This window comes from Rhodococcus zopfii NBRC 100606 = JCM 9919, from assembly GCF_001895025.1.
Classification (GTDB): domain Bacteria; phylum Actinomycetota; class Actinomycetes; order Mycobacteriales; family Mycobacteriaceae; genus Rhodococcus; species Rhodococcus zopfii.
The window spans coordinates 16,499-36,118 of record NZ_BCXI01000036.1 but is presented as its reverse complement, the minus strand read 5'-3'; the positions used below and the strand labels follow the sequence as shown (position 1 = coordinate 36,118).

General features: G+C 69.2%; 19 protein-coding genes. 15 read left to right on the top strand and 4 right to left on the bottom strand.

The features are described from left to right. Positions 1–104: 104 nt before the first annotated feature. Positions 105–1,262, bottom strand: coding sequence for a globin domain-containing protein (locus tag RZ1_RS21030; protein ID WP_072814459.1), 1,158 nt, complete (start codon positions 1,260–1,262; stop codon positions 105–107). Between the two features lie 261 nt (positions 1,263–1,523). On the opposite strand from RZ1_RS21030, the gene clpB reads away from it, so the two are divergent. The 9 genes from clpB to RZ1_RS20985 all read left to right on the top strand — a co-directional run bounded on the left by clpB (position 1,524) and on the right by RZ1_RS20985 (position 10,864). Further along, positions 1,524–4,079 (top strand): ATP-dependent chaperone ClpB, encoded by a 2,556-nt coding sequence (clpB, locus tag RZ1_RS21025; RefSeq protein ID WP_072814458.1) that lies wholly within the window; start codon positions 1,524–1,526, stop codon positions 4,077–4,079. A gap of 68 nt (positions 4,080–4,147) precedes the next feature. Beyond that, positions 4,148–4,987, top strand: a complete 840-nt coding sequence (locus tag RZ1_RS21020) for a DUF5666 domain-containing protein (RefSeq protein WP_072814457.1) — start codon at positions 4,148–4,150, stop codon at positions 4,985–4,987. A 28-nt stretch (positions 4,988–5,015) separates the two neighbouring features. Further along, positions 5,016–5,675, top strand: coding sequence for a TtfA family protein (locus RZ1_RS21015; protein WP_072814456.1), 660 nt, complete (start codon positions 5,016–5,018; stop codon positions 5,673–5,675). A 70-nt stretch (positions 5,676–5,745) separates the two neighbouring features. Continuing rightward, the gene (locus RZ1_RS21010; protein ID WP_072814497.1) at positions 5,746–6,537 is read left to right on the top strand and encodes an SDR family NAD(P)-dependent oxidoreductase; all 792 of its coding nucleotides are present in this window, start codon (positions 5,746–5,748) and stop codon (positions 6,535–6,537) included. A gap of 92 nt (positions 6,538–6,629) precedes the next feature. Further along, positions 6,630–7,229 (top strand): LemA family protein, encoded by a 600-nt coding sequence (locus RZ1_RS21005; RefSeq protein WP_238071873.1) that lies wholly within the window; start codon positions 6,630–6,632, stop codon positions 7,227–7,229. Positions 7,230–7,309: 80 nt separating this feature from the next. Beyond that, a complete protein-coding gene (pyrE, locus tag RZ1_RS21000) occupies positions 7,310–7,846 on the top strand; it encodes an orotate phosphoribosyltransferase (RefSeq protein ID WP_072814455.1) in 537 nt (178 codons plus the stop codon). Between the two features lie 18 nt (positions 7,847–7,864). After that, positions 7,865–8,971: a galactose-1-phosphate uridylyltransferase gene (galT, locus tag RZ1_RS20995; RefSeq protein WP_072814495.1), complete on the top strand. Its 1,107-nt coding sequence runs from the start codon at positions 7,865–7,867 to the stop codon at positions 8,969–8,971. Next, entirely contained in the window at positions 8,968–10,107 is a 1,140-nt protein-coding gene (gene galK / locus RZ1_RS20990) for a galactokinase (protein WP_072814454.1), read from the top strand. The genes galT and galK overlap by 4 nt, the downstream gene beginning before the upstream one ends. A gap of 25 nt (positions 10,108–10,132) precedes the next feature. Then, positions 10,133–10,864 carry a lysoplasmalogenase family protein gene (locus tag RZ1_RS20985; RefSeq protein WP_072814453.1) on the top strand — a complete coding sequence of 244 codons (732 nt, stop codon included), beginning with the start codon at positions 10,133–10,135 and terminating at the stop codon, positions 10,862–10,864. Between the two features lie 58 nt (positions 10,865–10,922). On the opposite strand, the gene RZ1_RS20980 is transcribed toward RZ1_RS20985, so the two are convergent. Continuing rightward, positions 10,923–11,369 (bottom strand): hypothetical protein, encoded by a 447-nt coding sequence (locus RZ1_RS20980; protein ID WP_072814452.1) that lies wholly within the window; start codon positions 11,367–11,369, stop codon positions 10,923–10,925. A 65-nt stretch (positions 11,370–11,434) separates the two neighbouring features. On the opposite strand from RZ1_RS20980, the gene RZ1_RS20975 reads away from it, so the two are divergent. From RZ1_RS20975 to RZ1_RS20955, 5 genes are all read left to right on the top strand, one after another. Further along, on the top strand, positions 11,435–12,205 hold the full coding sequence (locus tag RZ1_RS20975; protein WP_072814451.1) for an SDR family oxidoreductase: 771 nt from the start codon (positions 11,435–11,437) through the stop codon (positions 12,203–12,205). Between the two features lie 42 nt (positions 12,206–12,247). Beyond that, entirely contained in the window at positions 12,248–12,853 is a 606-nt protein-coding gene (locus RZ1_RS20970; protein WP_072814450.1) for a hypothetical protein, read from the top strand. Between the two features lie 2 nt (positions 12,854–12,855). After that, positions 12,856–13,524, top strand: a complete 669-nt coding sequence (locus RZ1_RS20965; RefSeq protein WP_238072069.1) for a TrmH family RNA methyltransferase — start codon at positions 12,856–12,858, stop codon at positions 13,522–13,524. Between the two features lie 70 nt (positions 13,525–13,594). After that, on the top strand, positions 13,595–14,719 hold the full coding sequence (locus tag RZ1_RS20960) for a glycoside hydrolase family 76 protein (RefSeq protein WP_072814493.1): 1,125 nt from the start codon (positions 13,595–13,597) through the stop codon (positions 14,717–14,719). 39 nt (positions 14,720–14,758) lie between these two features. Beyond that, entirely contained in the window at positions 14,759–16,102 is a 1,344-nt protein-coding gene (locus RZ1_RS20955; protein ID WP_072814449.1) for an LLM class flavin-dependent oxidoreductase, read from the top strand. 63 nt (positions 16,103–16,165) lie between these two features. Here the strand turns inward: RZ1_RS20955 and RZ1_RS20950 are convergent, their stop codons facing one another. Further along, positions 16,166–17,023, bottom strand: coding sequence for a VTT domain-containing protein (locus tag RZ1_RS20950; protein ID WP_238072068.1), 858 nt, complete (start codon positions 17,021–17,023; stop codon positions 16,166–16,168). 184 nt (positions 17,024–17,207) lie between these two features. On the opposite strand from RZ1_RS20950, the gene fbaA reads away from it, so the two are divergent. After that, positions 17,208–18,245 carry a class II fructose-bisphosphate aldolase gene (gene fbaA / locus RZ1_RS20945; protein WP_072814448.1) on the top strand — a complete coding sequence of 346 codons (1,038 nt, stop codon included), beginning with the start codon at positions 17,208–17,210 and terminating at the stop codon, positions 18,243–18,245. A gap of 64 nt (positions 18,246–18,309) precedes the next feature. Here fbaA and RZ1_RS20940 read toward each other — a convergent pair whose 3' ends face one another. Further along, the gene (locus RZ1_RS20940) at positions 18,310–19,602 is read right to left on the bottom strand and encodes an Rv0361 family membrane protein (RefSeq protein ID WP_238072067.1); all 1,293 of its coding nucleotides are present in this window, start codon (positions 19,600–19,602) and stop codon (positions 18,310–18,312) included. Positions 19,603–19,620: the final 18 nt, after the last annotated feature.

Sequence of the window (19,620 nt, the reverse complement as noted above, 5' to 3'; positions counted from 1 at the left end):
CGTTGCCCGCCCGGGCAATACGTCTCGGTGGCAGTACGGTCCCACCCGGGCGCCGCAGCACGCCTACGGGGTATCCCCGTCAAGGCGATCCCGAGATGCGTGTGTCACAAAGGATCGAAACTGATGTTCTGCCTTGGTGTTCCCGCGGCGGACAGCGCGTACAGCGTCGTCTTGATCATCGACGGGGAGCCGGCGATCTGGATCTGACGATCCGCCCACGACCCGAACTGGGCCACGACCTTACCGAGCTTGCCGTACATCGTGCGGTGCAGGCCGCTCGGCGGTTCCCGTACGGGAACCGGGTGCCACCAAGGGTTTTCCTTCTCCTCGACGACGGGGACGACGGTGAGCCACGGGTTGGTCATCGCCAGGTGCCACAGCGTCTCGATGTCGTACAGGTCGCACGGATACTTGCCGCCGAAGAACAGGTGGACGCGCGGATTGTCGCCGCGCATCGCCATTTCCATGATTTGCGCGCGCAGCGGCGCCAGGCCGGTGCCGGAGGCGATCATCAGCACGTCGCCGCGGGACCGATCGACGTGCAGGCCGCCGAGCGGGGGACCGATGACCCAGCGGTCGCCGACTGCGGTCTCGCCGACGAGTGCCGGGCTCACCCAGCCGCTGGACACGCGGCGGACGTGGAACTCGATCTGCCCCTGCGGGTTCGGAGGAATCGCCGCGGACAGGTACCGCCACATGTGCGGGCGGTGCGGGGTCTGCACGCTCATGTATTGGCCCGCGTGGAACGGAATGGGCGAGTCGGTTTCGAGCCGGATGATCGCCAGGTCCGGCATCACCCGTTCGTGGCCGACGACGGTCGCGCCCCACACGGCGGGCAGGTCGTCCTCGGCGGACGCAATCGCCATGGCGGCGACCAGCCGGGTGATGATCTCGCGCCAGGTGTGTTCGAGCGCGGCCGTCCACAGGATCAGCGGCGTGCATTCGCGGACCGCGATGAGCATCGCCGCCCCGGCCGCCCGGAAGTGTTCGGGTTTGACGCCGTACTTGCGGTGGTCGCGGGCGAGCTGCCCGAGGAAGGCCTCGACGGCCGGGAAGTCGCCGAGCCGGTTGACGGCCCATCCGACCGCGGTCGCGAACCGCTGCCGCATCGATTCCATGCCCGCCGGGAACAGCTCGCGCAGCGCCGGATTGTCGGCCCAGAGTGCGGTGTAGAACGCCGCCGCGAACCGTTCATGGCCGGTCGGGGTGGCGACGATCGAAGCGAAACTGAGCTGGACACGGGCGATGGCGAAGGCCTCCACGCCACCCTCCCACGTGCTGTTCCTGCTGGTCGGCCGCCACTGTATCCGCTCGCCGATCAATCGGCCACCAAGAGGGGCGTCCGAACGCGGCGGATATCGCACACTGGAGGCATGTCGTGAGTGATGCATGTCACCAATGGTCTTAAACTTGAGTGGAACAAACTCAACTTGAGGTTAGTTGATCATTTCGAGTTCCCGTGGACAGTACCTGCGGGGCGTAAGAATTGATACGAACACACTCGAGAATGGAAGGGGCCCGCAGTGGACTCGTTCAATCCGACCACGAAGACTCAGGCTGCACTGACCGCCGCACTCCAGTCGGCGTCCGCTGCGGGCAATCCGGAGATCCGGCCCGCCCACCTGCTGGTGGCGCTGCTCGACCAGGCCGACGGCATCGCCGCGCCGCTGCTCAAGGCGGTCGGCGTCGACCCCCTGGTCGTGCGACGCGAGGCCGAGAACCTCGTCGACCGGCTGCCCAAGGCCAGCGGCGCCACCACCACACCGCAACTCGGCCGCGAGGCCGTCGCGGCGATGACCGCTGCCCAGCACCTCGCGACCGAGCTCACCGACGAGTACGTCTCCACCGAACACGTCCTCGTCGGTCTCGCGAGCGGTGACTCGGACGTAGCCAAGCTCCTCGCCGGCCACGGCGCCACCCCGTCCGCGCTGCGCGAGGCGTTCACCGCCGTGCGCGGCAGCGGGCGCGTCACTACCGCCGACCCGGAGGCGACGTTCCAGGCGCTGGAGAAGTACTCGACGGACCTGACCGCCCGCGCCCGCGAAGGCAAGCTCGACCCCGTCATCGGCCGTGACAACGAGATCCGCCGTGTCGTGCAGGTGCTCTCGCGCCGCACGAAGAACAACCCGGTGCTCATCGGTGAGCCCGGCGTCGGCAAGACCGCCATCGTCGAAGGGCTCGCACAGCGCATCGTCGCCGGCGACGTTCCCGAGTCGCTGCGCGGCAAGACCGTCATCTCCCTGGACCTGGGGTCGATGGTCGCCGGTGCCAAGTACCGCGGCGAGTTCGAGGAACGACTCAAGGCCGTCCTCGACGAGATCAAGCAGTCCGCCGGCGAGATCATCACCTTCATCGACGAACTGCACACCATCGTCGGCGCCGGTGCCACCGGTGAGTCCGCGATGGACGCCGGCAACATGATCAAACCCATGCTGGCCCGCGGCGAACTGCGGCTCGTCGGCGCGACGACCCTCGACGAATACCGCAAGTACATCGAGAAGGACGCCGCGCTCGAGCGTCGATTCCAGCAGGTGCTGGTCGGCGAGCCGAGCGTGGAGGACACCGTCGGGATTCTGCGCGGGCTCAAGGAGCGGTACGAGGTGCACCACGGTGTACGCATCACCGACTCCGCGCTCGTCGCCGCCGCGACCCTCTCGGACCGTTACATCACCTCCCGGTTCCTGCCGGACAAGGCCATCGACCTCGTCGACGAGGCCGCATCGCGGCTGCGGATGGAGATCGACTCGCGGCCCGAGGAGATCGACACCGTCGAACGTATCGTCCGTCGCCTCGAGATCGAGGAGATGGCGTTGCAGAAGGAAACCGACGAGGCCTCGAAGGAGCGGCTCGAGAAGCTGCGCGGTGAACTCGCCGACGAACGCGAACGGCTCAGCCAGCTCACCACCCGCTGGCAGAACGAGAAGACCGCGATCGATTCCGTCCGCGGAATCAAGGAACAGCTCGAAGCCCTGCGCGGTGAGGAGGAACGCGCCGAACGCGACGGCGACCTCGGCAAGGTCGCGGAGCTGCGGTACGGGCGTATCCCTCAGCTGGAGAAGGAACTCCAGGCCGCCGCGGACGCATCCGGTGCCGCCTCCGACGGTGACGTGATGCTCAAGGAGGAGGTCGGACCGGACGACGTCGCGGACGTGGTCGCCGCCTGGACCGGCATCCCCGCGGGCCGCATGCTCGAGGGCGAGACCGCCAAGCTGCTGCGCATGGAGGACGAACTCGGCAAGCGTGTCGTCGGGCAGGCCGACGCCGTGCAGGCCGTCTCGGATGCGGTGCGCCGCGCCCGCGCCGGCGTCGCGGACCCGAACCGGCCGACCGGCTCGTTCCTGTTCCTCGGCCCGACCGGTGTCGGCAAGACCGAACTCGCCAAGGCGCTCGCGGAGTTCCTGTTCGACGACGAGCGTGCCATGGTGCGGATCGACATGTCCGAGTACAGCGAGAAGCACTCGGTGGCGCGGCTCGTCGGTGCGCCTCCCGGGTACGTCGGGTACGAGGCAGGTGGCCAGCTCACCGAGGCGGTGCGTCGCCGCCCCTACTCGGTGGTGCTGTTCGACGAGGTGGAGAAGGCCCACCCGGACGTGTTCGACACGCTGCTGCAGGTGCTCGACGACGGCCGGCTCACCGACGGTCAGGGCCGCACGGTGGACTTCCGCAACACCATCCTGATCCTCACCTCGAACCTCGGTTCGGGTGGTGACAAGGATCAGGTGATGGCGGCGGTGCGGGCCGCGTTCAAGCCGGAGTTCATCAACCGGCTCGACGACGTCGTCATCTTCGACCCGCTGTCGGAGGAACTGCTCGAGCGGATCGTGGAGATCCAGCTCGGCCAGCTCGCCGAGCGGCTCGCGGCGCGCCGGCTCACGCTGGATGTGAACGGCGCGGCCCGGATGTGGCTCGCCGTGCGCGGATACGACCCGCAGTACGGTGCCCGCCCGCTGCGCCGGCTCGTCCAGCAGGCCATCGGCGACCAGCTCGCCAAGAAGCTGCTCGCCGGCGAAATCCGCGACGGCGACACCGTGCACGTGGGTGTCACCGACGACGGCGATCGCCTGGAACTGGGCGTCTGACGGAGGCTCGTGCGCGTTTCCGGTAGCAGCCGCTACCGGAAACGCGCACGAGTATCTTGGGAGGGACCATGACGAATCCGCAGGATCCGCGCACCCCGCAGGAGCGCGCGTACTCGCTCGACGAGTCGCACGAGACGCGAGTGCTGCACACGTCCGATCCGACCGAGGCGTACGGCCGCGCGGAGCCCACACAGGCATTGCCGCCCTATGGTCAGGTGCCCGGTCAGGGCTACCAGCCGACCCAGCAGTTCTCGCCCACCGAGCAGTTCCGGCAACACGACGCTCCACAGGAGTACCAGCCGACCCAGCAGTACCAGCCGACCCAGCAGTACCAGCCGACCCAGCAGTACGGATACGGGCCGGGTGGGCCGGGGGTACCGCCGGGGCAACCGCCCGCTCCTGAATCCCGGGAACCGCGCCGCCGCTGGCTTCTGCCGGCGCTCGGCGCGCTCGTCGTGATCGCGCTGGCCGGTGTCTTCGGCTACCTGCTCAGCGGGGGCAGCGGCACCGACTCGACGACGGCGTCGGCTCCCACGACCAGGGTCGCGCCGCCCTCCGCAACGACGAGGACGCAGCCGCCGGCCACCGAGCCGTCGCTGCCTCCGACCCTTCCACTCGATCGGCTCCCCGGCGGACTCGGGGACGCGATCGGCTCCAGCGGCACGACCGTCGGCACCGTGACAGCGAACGACGGATCAAGCATCACGATCAGCGGGATCGGCGGCGCGGTCGTCACCGTGAAGTTGACGCCGGGGACCCAGATCATCGCCCTCGCGGGTTCGTCGCCGTCGGCGTTGCGGGTGGGCGATACGGTTCTCGCGCAGGGCACACCCGTCCGGGACGGGGAGATGACCGCGGACACGGTGGTCAGCGCGACAGTGCCCGGCTTCAGCCGTTCCGGCAACTGAACACGCTAGGCTGGGCCCGGTGACGGTTATGTGGTTCGGTCTCGCAGCGGTCGCGCTCCTCGGCGCGCTCGTGCTGCTCTACATCGACCGCACACGCCGGGAGCAGTCCGGGCGGGTGCGGGAGATCTGGGCGCGCGCGCAGGGCTACAAGTACACCGCGTCGGACGGGTCGCTGCCGTCGAACTGGCATCGGGCGGCTCTCGCGAAGCAGGAGTACCTGGGCGCGATCGACGTCGTGCACGGTGTGCGCCGGGGCGACGAGTTCCTGCTCTTCGACATCGAGGAGACCGCCACCATCGTCGCGGTGCGCCGCAAGGTGGGTTCCGACGTCGACATCGACCTGCGCCTGAAGTCGACGCCGCCGCCGAAGGACCCCGACATGAACCTGCTCGGGTCCATCGGACCGCGGGTGGTGTTCACGACGGATCTCGAGATCGCGCGCCGTGTCTGCGACCAGCGGATGGTCGCGTTCACCGAGTCGATCCCGCCGCACGTGCAGATGCTGTGGAGCGAGAACGACTGGACGCTCGGGTCGATCCCGCTGAACAGCAACGGACGCGAGTGGGACGCAGCGATCGACACCGTCGCGCGGCTGTCGGGGATTCTGCACGTGCTGCCGCCGGTCGTGGAACCGGCCGAGACGGACCGCGGCGTGCACGACCCCGGACGTCCGTCGGCGCACTACTGACTGTGCCGTGCCGGCCCGGCCTTCCGGACCGGGCATTACCCGCGGGTAAGAACCCGCTAGTGTGACCCGCATGACATCGGATGGTGCTGCTCGACCCGTCGCTCTCGTCACCGGTCCCACCTCCGGCATCGGCGCCGGTTACGCCCGCGCCCTCGCCGCCCAGGGCTACGACCTGGTGCTGGTGGCCCGGAACGAGACGAAACTCGCCGACCTCGCCGCCGACCTGAAGGGCCGGTTCGGCGCCGAGTCCGAGATCCTGTCCGCCGATCTCGCGACCGCGTCGGGTCGTGCCCGCGTCGCCGATCGGCTCGGCCGCGGTGTCGACATGCTCGTCAACAACGCGGGCTTCGGCACGACCGGCGAATTCTGGACCGCCGCACCCGAACTGCTGCAGTCGCAGCTGGACGTGAATGTCACCGCGGTGATGCAGCTGACGCGTGCGGCATTGCCGTCGATGATCGCGGCCGGTTCCGGCCGCATCGTCAACGTCGCGAGCGTGGCCGGACTGCTGCCCGGCCGGGGCTCGACCTACTCGGGCAGCAAGGCGTACGTCATCTCCTTCACCGAGGGCCTGGCCGGCGGTCTCGCGGGGACCGGTGTCCAGGTGCAGGCGCTGTGCCCGGGTTTCGTGCACACCGAGTTCCATCGCCGCGCGGGCATCGAGATGGACTCGATTCCCGAGTGGATGTGGCTGGACGTGGACACCGTCGTGCGAACCTCGCTCGCCGATCTCGACGCGGGGAAGGTCCGTAGCATTCCCGGTCTGCAGTACAAGGCCCTCACGACCATGGGCAGGCTCGTGCCGGTCAACCTCGTGCGGCGGCTGACGAACGTCCTCGGACGGGGCCGCGGCCGCACCTGACGGTGTGTGACAGGTCACGGTCAGGACACACCGTGCGGACACGCCCGGGCCGGTGATGCGCGCGGGCGGACCGCGTCGGTACATTTCTGCGCGTGACCGTTGTGGCTGTTGTGATCGGTGTGATTGTGCTGTTCGTGCTGTCGACGCGCACGGCGATGCGCCGCGCGCAAAAGCTCAGAACGCAGCACCGCGACAGCCTCCGACTGCTCGCCAACGAGCTCGACGACCGCTACGACCTCGTGCCGGCCTTGATCGCGGCGTCGGCCGGTGCCGGTGTCGAACGCAGCCGCATCAGCCCGGTCGTCGGTGCCCGCACCCTCGCCATCGCGATGCGCGACCAGCGACTGAGCCTCGGGGAGCGCGCGGCCGCCGAGAACACGCTGTCCGCGACGCTGCACGAACTCATCGGAGACCCGGAAGAGGGCACCCACTGGCCGTTCATCCGCGTCGCCCGCGAGTTGCAGAACCGGGAGGTGCGGATCGCCGGGGCGGCGCGTGTCCACAACGACCTCGCCCGCGACCTCAACACGACCGTGAGCCGCTTCCCGTCGTCGGTGTTCGCGAAGCTCGCCGGGGTCGGTGCGGTCCCGCTGTTCGAGGTCGCCCCGATGCCGGAGGGTGTCGTCCCGGTCGACGCGGGGCAGGCTGCCGCGGGCGAGGGCGGCGAAGCGTCCGGCACCGTCGCGGCCTGATCGTCCACCACAACCGACTAGGCTTCTTGCCGCCGGTCCCGCGGGCCGGCGGCACGAACAATCGACGGTGAGGACGAGCGATGAGTGATCGCGAAGAGCTGGCTGCGCTGGTGCGCGAGCTGGCAGTGGTGCACGGCAAGGTGACGTTGTCGTCCGGCAAGGAAGCCGATTACTACGTGGACCTGCGCCGCGCGACCCTGCATCACCGGGCAGGCCCGCTGATCGGCAGCCTGCTGCGCGAACTCGTCGCCGACTGGGACTTCGACTCCGTCGGCGGCCTCACCATGGGCGCCGACCCGGTGGCGCTGGCCGTGATGCACGCCGCGGGCCGGCCCATCGACGCGTTCGTCGTCCGCAAGGCCGCGAAGGCCCACGGCATGCAGCGTCAGATCGAGGGGCCCGACGTCGTCGGCAAGCGGGTGCTGGTCGTCGAGGACACCACCACCACCGGCAACTCGCCGCTCACCGCGGTCAGGGCGCTGCGCGAAGCCGGCGCGATCGTCGTCGGTGTCGCGACCGTCGTGGACCGGGCCACCGGGGCCGACGCCGTCATCGCCGCCGAGGGTCTCGAGTACCGCTCGCTGCTGGGCCTGGCCGACCTGGGCCTGGCCGAGTAGCTGCGGGTGACCGCGCGCGTGCGCCGCACCCTCTCGCACCTTGCGGACGGTCGCGAACTGATCTGTTACGACGACACCGAACCGTACGTCGACGGTGGTGCCGCGCGCGATCTGCACGACACCCGCGACCTTCCGCCGGTGACCGCGGCATCGGAACTGCGTTTCGATCCGCTCACCGGGGAATGGGTGACGTTCGCGGCGCACCGGATGGACCGCACGTTCCTGCCTCCGGTCGCGGACTGCCCGCTGTGCCCGACCCGTCCGGGCGGTCCGCCGACGGAGATCCCGGCCGCCGACTACGACGTGGTCGTGTTCGAGAACCGCTTCCCGTCGCTGGCTCCCGGTGGTGTCGTCGACCCGACCGTCGGGGACGAATCGTTGTGGCCCCGGCGACCCGCCGGAGGTCGCTGCGAGGTGGTGGCGTTCACGTCCGACCACGACGCACGCTTCGCGGACCTGACCGCGTCGCGGGCACGCACCGTCGTCGACGTTCTCGCCGACCGTACCGTCGAACTGTCCGCGCTGCCCGGTGTGCGCCAGGTGTTCTGCTTCGAGAACCGCGGCACGGAAATCGGTGTGACACTCCAGCATCCGCACGGGCAGATCTACGCCTACCCGTTCCTGCCGCCGCGGTCGCAGGTGCTGCTGGACCGGTCCCGCGCGCACCGTGCGGCGACCGGGCGTTCGCTGCAACGCGATGTGCTCGACGCCGAACGACGCGCGGGTGTCCGCGTCGTCGCGACAGGCGCGCACTGGACCGCGTATGTTCCGGAGGCGGCACGCTGGCCCGTCGAGGTGCATGTGGCCCCGCACCGCGACGTTCCGGATCTGGCGGCGCTCACCGACGCCGAACGCGACGAACTGGCGCTGGTGTACCGCGACGTGCTCGGTCGCGTCGACCGGTTCTTCGACGAGCGGGACCGGGTGCCGTACATCGCGGCGTGGCATCAGGCCCCGGTGGGGGACGGTCGCGAACACGGGCGGCTGTTCGCGCAGGTCTTCTCGGTGCGTCGGGCCGTCGACAAGCTCAAGTACCTCGCCGGATCGGAATCGGCGATGGGTGCGTGGATCAGCGACACCACACCCGAGCGCATCGCGGCGCGGCTGCGGGAGGTCGCGGGATGAGCGCGTGCACCGACGCCCGCACGCTGTTCGCGCACGAACTCGGCGGAAGCCCGGACGGGGTGTGGTGTGCGCCGGGGCGGGTCAACCTGATCGGTGAACACGTCGACTACGCGGACGGGCTGTGCCTGCCGATGGCGCTCGAACACTGCACGGCCGTCGCGGTGCGCCGGCGCGCGGACGGAATACTGCGGCTGCGCAGCGCCGGTTTCCCCGGTACCGACATCACCGTCACCGACATCGTTTCCCACGCGGTACCCGGCTGGGCTGCGTATGTCGCCGGGGTCGTGTGGGCAGTCGGGCCGGCCGGTTTCGGGGGAGCCGACATCGCGGTGGCGTCGGACGTCCCGGTCGGGGCGGGCCTGTCGAGTTCCGCGGCGCTCGAATGCGCGGTCGCGCTGGCGCTGGCCGAATTGTTCGGACGTGCCACCGACGACACCGGCCGGGCGGCGCTCGCGTCCGCGTGCATGCGCGCCGAGAACGATTTCGTCGGCGTCCCCACCGGCGGGATGGATCAGCAGATCTCGCTGCGCGGACGGGCCGGGCACGCGATGCTGCTGGACTGTCGCACGGGGACGGTAAGACACGTCCCGTTCGACCCGGCCGCCGACGGCCTGGCGTTGCTTGTCGTCGACACCGCCGCCCCGCACCGCCTCGTCGACGGGCAGTACGCGCAGCGGCGCCGCGCCGTGGAGGACGCGGCACGGCAGCTGGGTGTCGACAGCCTTCGTGACACCGATAGTGTTGCCGCACTGCGAGACACGATTCTCTCGCGTCGGGCGCGTCATGTCGTCACCGAGATCGGCCGGGTCCGCGCCGCGGTGTCCGCGCTCGACGCCGGTGACGTGCGGGCGCTCGGCCCACTGCTCGACGCGTCGCACCGCTCCCTCCGCGACGACTTCGAGGTCAGCTCGGTCGAACTGGATTCGGCCGTCGACGCCGCCCGTGACGCCGGCGCGCTCGGCGCACGGATGGTCGGGGGAGGCTTCGGCGGTTCGGCGCTCGCCCTGTGCGAGGCCGCCGCGGTCGAGAAGATCTCGCATGCGGTTCGGGTCGCGGCCGGGCGTCGCGGCCTGCCGCAGCCGAGGTTCTGGAAGGTGGCACCCGCCGCGGGGGCGCGCCGCTGCGCTCGTCCGTGAACCGTGTGCCGGTACTGTGCCGATCATGGGTGGATTCAGCACAACGTGGTTCAGCCGGAAGAACTGGGGCGCCGAACATGCGGTCTTCGCCGCCGCGACCGCGGCCACGGTGCTCGGTGGGGTGCTCGGCAACGAGAAACTGCAGCAGGTCGCCAAACCACTGATGGCCCCGGCGCTCGCGGTCCGGGTGCTGCGCCGCAGTCGCGACACCGACCGCGTCGACACCGCGCTGCTCCTGGCCGGACTCGCCGCCGCGACCGTCGGCGATGTGTTCATGATCGATCCGGACGACGACCGGCGGCTGGTGCGCGGCGCGACGTCGTTCGCGGTGATGCAGACGAGCTATTCGACGCTGCTCGCGCGGCACGGCGCCCGCCCCCACGCGATCGCCGCGGTGCCGCGCGCGGCGGCCGCGCTCGGTGCGGCGGGCCTGCTGGCGGCGAAGTCCCGCAACGTCGCCGCCCCGCTGACCGGGTACGGGGCGCTGCTCGCCACCACCGCGACCCTCGCGGCCGACCCGGTGCTGGCACCCGGTTCGGCGCAGCTGGCGGGGATGCCGCGGCCGTCCGCGGACCGGCGCAGCTGGCTCGGTCTCGGCGGTTTCGTGTTCACGGTCTCCGACGGCACGATCGTGGTGCGTCGCGTGCTGCTGAAGGGCAAGAAGACGCGGGCCGTGGCCGAGGGTCCCATCCTCGCGACCTACGCGGCGGCGCAGTTGCTGCTGGTGGAAGGCATGGTCGCGGCTCGCCGGGGTTGACCGACGTACTCTGTGTGGATTTGTGCCCGCTATGCGAGCGTGAATCCACACAGAACGCTCACGGGCACAGCACGATCCGGTCGCGGTTCTTCGGATCGACCCGGATGGTGACGACCCGACCCGGCTCGAAGGCCCGGGCGTATTCCGGGGGCACCTCGTAGACCACGCGTCCGCGGTACGACTCGGACCCGGGCACGGTCAGGTCGAGGTCGAGTTCGGTGATCTCCCCGTTGTCGACGGTGTGTGCGATCGGTGTCGCCGACCGGATCGTCGCCCACCCCTCGAGGCCGTGCCGTTCGAGTCGGCGGTCGCTGCGGGACGGGCGTCCGGCGACGATCATGGCCAAGCCCAGCGCGGAGCCGTAGACACAGACGAGGAACATCACCTGGAATCCGATGGTGCCCTCGGGTGAACCGTCCACGAAGTACGTCAGCCAGAGTGCGAGTACGAGGACGTACCCGCCGGTGACGGCGACGACGGCGCGCGCGACGCGCTGGTGGTTCATTGCTCCCTCCGACACCCAGGATAACCCGCACCCGCGGTGGCATCGGGATCGCTAGGCTGGCGGTCATGCCTGTCACCAGCGTGTTCGTCACCGGTGCCGCCGCCGGTATCGGCCGTGCCACCGCCCTGCTCTTCGCGCGCCGCGGCTACCGCGTCGGCGCGTTCGACGTCGACGCCGAGGGGCTCGACATTCTCGCGGCGGAACAGCCCGGCATCGTCACCGAGATTCTGGACGTCACCGACCCGCAGCAGTGGGCACGGGCGCTGGAGAAGTTCTGCCCGGATGGCCGCCTCGACATCCTCGTCAACAATGCGGGCATCCTCGCGTCGGGGCCGTTCGCGGACACGCCCCTCGAGCGACACCGCCGGATCGTCGACGTCAACGTGACCGGCACCGTCAACGGCTGCCACGCGGCGTTCGAGTATCTGCGCCGCACCCCGGGCTCGCATGTGGTGAACCTGTGCTCGGCGTCGGCGATCTACGGCCAGCCCGAACTCGCGACCTACAGCGCCACCAAGTTCGCGGTGCGCGGCCTGACCGAGGCGCTCGAGATCGAATGGGCCGAGCACGACATCCGGGTGCTGGCGATATGGCCGATGTTCGTCGACACCGCGATGACCACCGGCATGGACACCGGCGCGACCCGGTCCCTCGGGATCCGGCTCACCGCCGACGACGTGGCACACGCCCTGTACGAGGCGACCCGGCCCGGGCAGCCGCGCTGGAAGGTGCACCGTCCGGTGGGATGGCAGGCGAAGCTGTTCGCTGCGACCGCCCAGGTGTCGCCGGCAGTGCTCAACCGGCTGATGAACCGGTGGCTCACCGGCCACCGATGACCGGCCGATAGAGTGGCACCCGGATCTTCGAAAGGGAGTTGCGTGAACGTGCGTCGGGTGGCGTCGATCGGTGTGGTGACGGCGGCGGCTCTGCTGCTCGCCGGATGTGGCGCAGGCGACGAGGGGGCGCAGACGGAATCCGTTGCGGCGGCACCGACCACCACCACGAGTGCCCCGGCGCCGACCACGACGACGGTCGCCCCGACGACCACCACGACGACCGAACCGGCCACCACGACGACGATCGAGCCGGAAGCGCCGACCTCGCTCGTCGACGTGCCCTACGAGCGCAACGAGTCGTACTACTTCACCAGCCCGGACGGGCAGTTCCACTGCGGCATCATCAAGCTGCCCACCCGCAGCGAAGCCGGATGTGAGGGCACCACCGACCCGGTGCCGCCGCGACCGGACGATTGTGTCGTGAACTGGGGCAACGGCATTCGGGTCGCGAACGAGGGTGAAGGGGCGTTCATGTGCTCCGGCGGACCGGTCTATCTGTCCGGCGACGACACCGCCGCGCTGCCCGCCGGTTCGACGCTGTCGAAGCTCGGCTTCTCGTGCTCCACCACCGGCACGGACGTCACCTGCGTCAACGACGACACCGGACACGGCTTCACGGTCGCGGCCGGTTCGAACGAGACGTTCTGACCGTGACCGGCAACGACGAGGGTGCCGGCCCGACCGAGTGGGGCGAGCACCCGAACGGCGTCGGCCCGTGGGTCGACGAATTCGGCACCGAGCCCCCACAGGATCCGCGTTACGACCCGGAACTGCTCGCGCACGGCGACCGCCGCAACGTGGTCGACGCCTACCGCTACTGGACGCGGGAGGCGATCGTCGCGGACATCGACACGCGGCGGCATCCGCTGCACGTGGCCATCGAGAACTTCGGGCACGACGCGAACATCGGCACGGTCGTGCGGACCGCCAACGCGTTCGCCGCGGCCACCGTGCACATCGTCGGCCGTCGGCGCTGGAATCGGCGGGGCGCCATGGTAACCGACCGCTACCAGCATCTGATGCACCATCCGGATGTGGATGCGTTGATCGATTGGGCGGCCGACCGGAATCTCGAGATCGTCGCGGTCGACAACACACCGGGTTCGGTGCCGCTGGAAACCACCAGGCTGCCGTACCACTGCCTGCTGCTGTTCGGGCAGGAGGGCCCCGGTGTCACCGAGCGGGCCCGGCAGGTCGCGTCGACGACGGTGTCCATCGCCCAGTTCGGTTCGACCCGCAGCATCAACGCCGGTGTCGCCGCGGGAATCGCGATGCACGCCTGGATACGTCAGCATGCGGACCCGACACGCGCGTGGTGACGCACGCACAGTCTCGTGGTGGTGCTGCTACCGGTAGCACACCCATCGTGAAGTGAGGATGATCGACGTCATGTCGGAACTGTGGACCGAGCGGGCCGATGCCGCCGAAGCTGCCGTCGACTCCCGGCACATACGCCGATTGTGGGCGCTGCCCGGCACGGCGATGGGTGTCGTCGGATGGCCCGCGGTCCGCCGCGAACGGATGTTCTTCACATGGCACTACTGGTGGCAGGCGCATCTGATCGATCTCGCGGTCGACGCCGCCGAACGGGAAGCGACGCCGCGACGCCGGCGCCGCGTGGTCCGGCTGACCCGCACCCACCGCATCCGCAACCTCAGCGGGTGGACGAACAACTACTACGACGACATGGCGTGGCTCGGTCTCGCGCTCGAACGCGCGCAACGGCACCTGTTCGTCGATCACCGCGGCGGCATCGCGGATCTCGAGGCCGCGCTGTTCGCGGCGTGGCAACCCGACCGCGGCGGCGGGCTGCCGTGGCGCCGACGTGACAACTTCTTCAACACCCCCGCCAACGGCCCCGCCGGGATCCTGCTGGCCCGCACGGGCAAGATGTGGCGCGCGCAGGAGATCGCGGACTGGATCGACGAGACCCTCAAGGACCCCGACACCGGACTGATCTTCGACGGCATCCGGAACGGGGAGATCGAACGCGCGATCTACAGCTACTGCCAGGGCGTGGTGCTCGGACTCGAAACCGACCTGGCCATCCGCATCGGCGACGACCGGCACCGCAAGCGGGTGCACGCGCTCGTCGACGCCGTCGACCTCGAACTGGCCGACGCCAGCGTCATCACCGGCGGCGGTGGGGGTGACGGTGGACTGTTCAACGGCATCCTGGCCCGGTATCTCGCGACGGTCGCGACGAGCCTGCCGGTCCACGACGTCGACGACGAACGTGCCCGCAACACCGCCGCCCGCCTGGTGCTGATGTCGGCGGACGCGGCATGGGACAACCGCCTGCAGATCGAGGAACTGCCGTTGTTCGGCCGGGACTGGTCGGTGCAGGCGCGGTTGCCCGGGACCGGTCATGCCATCGCCCGGTTCTCGGGCGGCACCGTCCACGAATCCGAGGTCGCCGAACGGGATCTGTCGGTGCAACTCGGCGGATGGATGCTCATGGAAGCGGCGCACGCGGTCGCGGCCGAGCGGGCTTTACGATCGTCGCAACCCTAACCCTGGTTGCGACGCAGGTGCCGGTCTAGTTGTAGGAACATGACCGAACAACCACGTCAGCTCACTCTCAACGCCTTCATCTATCCGACCGGCCACCACGAGGCATCGTGGCGGCATCCGGGCAGCACCCCGGAGCGGCTCTACGACGTCACGTACTACCAGGACATCGGGCGGACCGCGGAGGCCGCGAAGCTCGACGCGGTGTTTCTCGCCGACGGCCCGGCGCTGCGCACCGACGTGCGCCACAACGCCACCTACAGCTTCGAGCCCATCACGCTGCTCACCGCGATCGCGTCGGTCACCACCCACCTGGGTCTGATCGCGACCGCGTCGACCACCTACTACGAGCCCTACAACCTGGCTCGCCTGTTCTCCTCGCTCGACCACATCTCCGGGGGCCGCGCCGGCTGGAACATCGTCACCACCGGCCCCGACAAGGCCGCCGGCAACTTCGGTCTCGACGTGCACCCCGACCACGCCACCCGGTACGAGCGGGCCCGCGAGTTCGTCGACGCCGTCGTCAAACTGTGGGACAGCTGGGAGGACGACGCGCTCGTCATCGACAAGGAGCGCGGAATCTACGCGGACACCCGGAAGATCCACCCGATCAACTTCGAAGGCAAACACCTGAAGGTCGCCGGTCCGTTCGGCGCGGCACGCTCGCCGCAGGGGCATCCGGTGCTCGTGCAGGCCGGGTCGTCCAACGACGGCCGTGACTTCGCGGGCCGGTACGCGGAGGCGATCTTCACCGCCCACCAGCGGTTGTCCGATGCGCAGGCGTTCTACGCGGACATCAAGAAGCGGGCGGCAGAGTTCGGCCGCAACCCCGATCACGTGAAGGTCCTGCCGGGCATCAGCCCGTTCATCGGCGACACCGAGGCCGAGGCGCACGCCCTCGAACGCGAATTCAACGAGCTGACGGTCGTCGAGTACGGGCTCACCCAGCTCGAGAACATCACACAGGTGTCGCTGCGCCACCTGCGGCTGGACGAGCCGGTGCCGCTCGACGTGTTCGGCGACGCCGGCACCGTCACCGACAACACCGCCAGCCGCAAACAGGTCGTCGCGAACATCGTCGAACGGGACCGGCCGACGCTGCGCGGCCTGCTGCACCGGCTCGCCGGCGCGCGTGGACACCGCGTGTTCGCCGGCACCGCCGAACAGGTCGCCGACACCATCGAGGAATGGTTCACGAAGGGCGGTGCGGACGGCTTCAACGTGATGCCGCCGCAATACCCGCAGGGACTCGAGGCGTTCACCGCACAGGTCGTGCCGATCCTGCAGCAACGCGGCCTGTTCCGCACCGAGTACACCGGGCGCACGCTGCGCGACCACTTCGGGTTGCCGCGACCGGTCAGCCAGTTCGCGACCGTCTCGATATAGAGACGGAGCCTGGAAACGCACGAGGCCCCTTCCACAGCGGAAGGGGCCTCGTGCGTTTCCGAGTCAGTTCGTCGGGTGGCCCGGAGTCGGGATCGGAGTGGTGTCGGCGGTCGCGTCGTCGGTGCGCCGGCGCTCGTCGGCGAACGCCGAGGAGTCGATGACCAGGGTCTTCTCGTTGTCGGAGATTGCGGCCGCCGAGTCCATCGACGCCGGGGTGCCCTCGGATGCGGCGCCGTCGGCGTGCGCGGCGCCGTTACGGGACGCGAGGAAACGCTTGCCGACCTCGATGAGGATCGGCACGACGGAGACGAACACGATGAGCAGGAAGATCAGGTCGACGTTGTCGCGGATGAAACCGATCTGCCCGAGCAGATAGCCGAGCAATGTGATGCCCGCACCCCACAGGACGCCACCGACGATGTTGTAGGCGATGAACACGCGGTAGGGCATCTTCGCGGCGCCGGCCACGAGCGGCGCGAACGTACGGACGATCGGGACGAACCGGGCCAGCACGATCGTGACCGGCCCGTGCCGCAGGAAGAACGCGTGCGACTCGTCGATGTACTTCTTCTTGAAGAACCTCGCGTCGTTGCTCTTGAACAGGGCGGTGCCGCCCTTCGTGCCGATCAAGAACCCGACCTGGTCGCCGAGGATCGCGGCGATCGGAATCGTCACCAGCAGCACCCACAGCGGGGCGAACGCCTCGACCTCCGCGGACTTGCCTGCGACGACGAGACCGGCGGTGAACAACAGCGAGTCGCCCGGCAGCAGCGGAAACAGCAGACCCGACTCGATGAACACGACCAGCAGCAGGCCGACCAGCACCCAGGTGCCGAACGAATTGAGCAGATTGACCGGATCCAGGAATCCCGGTAACAGAGCCAGATTGGTCACAGATTCCGAGGCTTCCACGAAAGTCACGGCCACCAGAGTACCGGCGGTGTACCTGCGGACGAGGCCCGGTGCCTCGCCGTCGGGTTGCGCGAGGGTGTGCAACCGGACCCAACTGTGCAGTTCGCGGGACTGTTGACATACTGCAGGGACAACCCTTGCGCCTACCGCTACCCCAGGTAGGCGACGACATCTCATCTGGAGGACAGCCGCTGTGCCTATCGCGACTCCCGAGGTCTACGCCGAGATGATCGCTCGCGCGAAGGAGCACTCCTTCGCGTTCCCCGCGATCAACTGCACCTCGTCCGAAACCATCAATGCCGCCATCAAGGGCTTCGCGGACGCCGGTAGCGACGGCATCATCCAGTTCTCGACCGGTGGCGCCGAGTTCGGCTCCGGTCTGGGCGTGAAGGACATGGTGACGGGCGCGGTCGCCCTCGCCGAGTTCGCGCACGTCGTCGCCGAGAAGTACGACGTCACCATCGCCCTGCACACCGACCACTGCCCGAAGGACAAGCTCGACACCTTCGTGCGCCCGCTCATCGCGATCTCCCAGGAGCGCGTGAACGCCGGCCGCAACCCTTTGTTCCAGTCCCACATGTGGGACGGCTCGGCCGTTCCGATCGACGAGAACCTCGAGATCGCCCAGGAACTCCTCGCCGCCGCGCAGGCCGCGAAGATCATCCTCGAGATCGAGATCGGCGTCGTCGGCGGTGAAGAGGACGGCGTCGAGAACGCCATCAACGACAAGCTCTACACCACGGTCGAGGACTTCGAGAAGACCGTCGATGCGCTCGGCGCCGGTGACAAGGGCCAGTACCTGCTCGCCGCGACCTTCGGCAACGTCCACGGTGTCTACAAGCCGGGCAACGTCAAGCTCAAGCCGTCCGTCCTCGCCGACGGCCAGGCCGCCGCGTCGAAGAAGCTGGGTCTTCCGGCCGGTTCGAAGCCGTTCGACCTGGTCTTCCACGGCGGCTCCGGCTCGCTGAAGTCCGAGATCGAGGAGTCGCTGAGCTACGGCGTCGTGAAGATGAACGTCGACACCGACACCCAGTACGCGTTCACCCGTCCCGTCGCGGGCCACATGTTCGAGAACTACGACGGTGTGCTCAAGGTGGACGGCGAGGTCGGCAACAAGAAGGCCTACGATCCGCGCAGCTACCTCAAGAAGGCCGAGGCGTCGATGACCGCCCGCGTTATCGAGGCCTGCAACGACCTGAAGTCGGCCGGACGCTCGGTGTCCGCAGGCTGATCACCCCCGTGCGTGTTTCCGGTAGTTCCGACTACCGGAAACACGCACGACTCTTATTCGCCTCTTATTCGCCGCAGACCTTCCATTCCCCGCCCACGTCGGACAGGTCGAACGTCCGCTCGGTGACATCGGTCGGTGTTCCCGACGGATGTGCGGTGACCTGCACGATCGCCTGGTTTTCGGTGATCTGAACCTTGTCGATGCTCGTTACCACCGGCACCGAACCCTGCTGCTCCGCCAGGTTGTGGATCTCCGTGAACTTCGCCGGATCCACCGTCGCGTAGAAATCGGCCAGGCCCCCGCACGTCGACGTCCGCAACGTCGCGAGGTCGCCGGCCGCGAGCGCATTCACAAACGTGTCGACACTCGCGCGGATCCGCGTCTCGGGAGAGTTCTCGGACCGATGATCGAGAAACACCAGCAGCGCCGCGACGACAATCGCGACAACCACCAGCAATCCCGCAACGGTCGCCGCGAGCGCCCAGCGCTTGCCGCCGCGGCCGGGAGACCCCGCTTCGATGCGCTGCGGCGTCGGCTGCGGTTGGAAGCGCTGCGGCTGGGGACGCGCGGGTTCGGCTGCGCGCGGTTCGATGCGCTGCGGCTGCCGATTGTGGGGCACATGCGCCCGCACCGGGATCTGCACGGTCGCAGCATCGGCAGGATTCGGGGATGGCCCGTCGGGCTTCCGGGCTGACTCCTCGGGCTCGGATGTTTCGGGCCCGGTAGCTTCGGGCCCGGGAGACCCGGATGCGCGAACTCGGGCGACGGGGATCGCCACGGTTTCGGCATCGGCGGCAGCGATGGCGACGGTCGGCGAGTTGTCCGCCGGGCTTCCCACCGCGGTCGGGGTCCCGGTGTCGTCGGTATCTCCGGCTTCGGGGGAATCGGTCTTCTCGTCGGACGCGGTCTTCTCGTCGGACGCGGAAGCGGACTTGGTCTCGGGCTCGGGGGTTGCCGGCGCAGAGGTCTCGGATGCGCCGGCACCGACGACGGGAATCGCCACGGTTCGGGCGTCGGCAGCGGAATCGGTCCCCGCATCGGCATCGGCGTCCGGCTTCGACCGTGCGATCGCGACGGTCGCAGCGTCCGCGTCGACGTCGGCGCCGTCCGGCGTATCGCTTGCCGCGGGTACCTCGGCGGTCTCGTCGGTGCTGCCGTCCGAGTCGGTCGACGCGGGGGACTCGCCGGTGGCCTCGGACCCGGTTCCGGCGGCCGGCTTCTCGTCGTCCTGCGCGGGTCCGTCGCCTGTGGTGCCTGCAGCTGCGGTCGCGGGCTCGTCCACCGGTGCGTCCTGCTGCGGCGCGGGTGTCCCGGCATCCGGGGGAGTGGAAGCGTCTTCCTTCTTCGGATCCGGCACGAATACACCTCGTTCGAC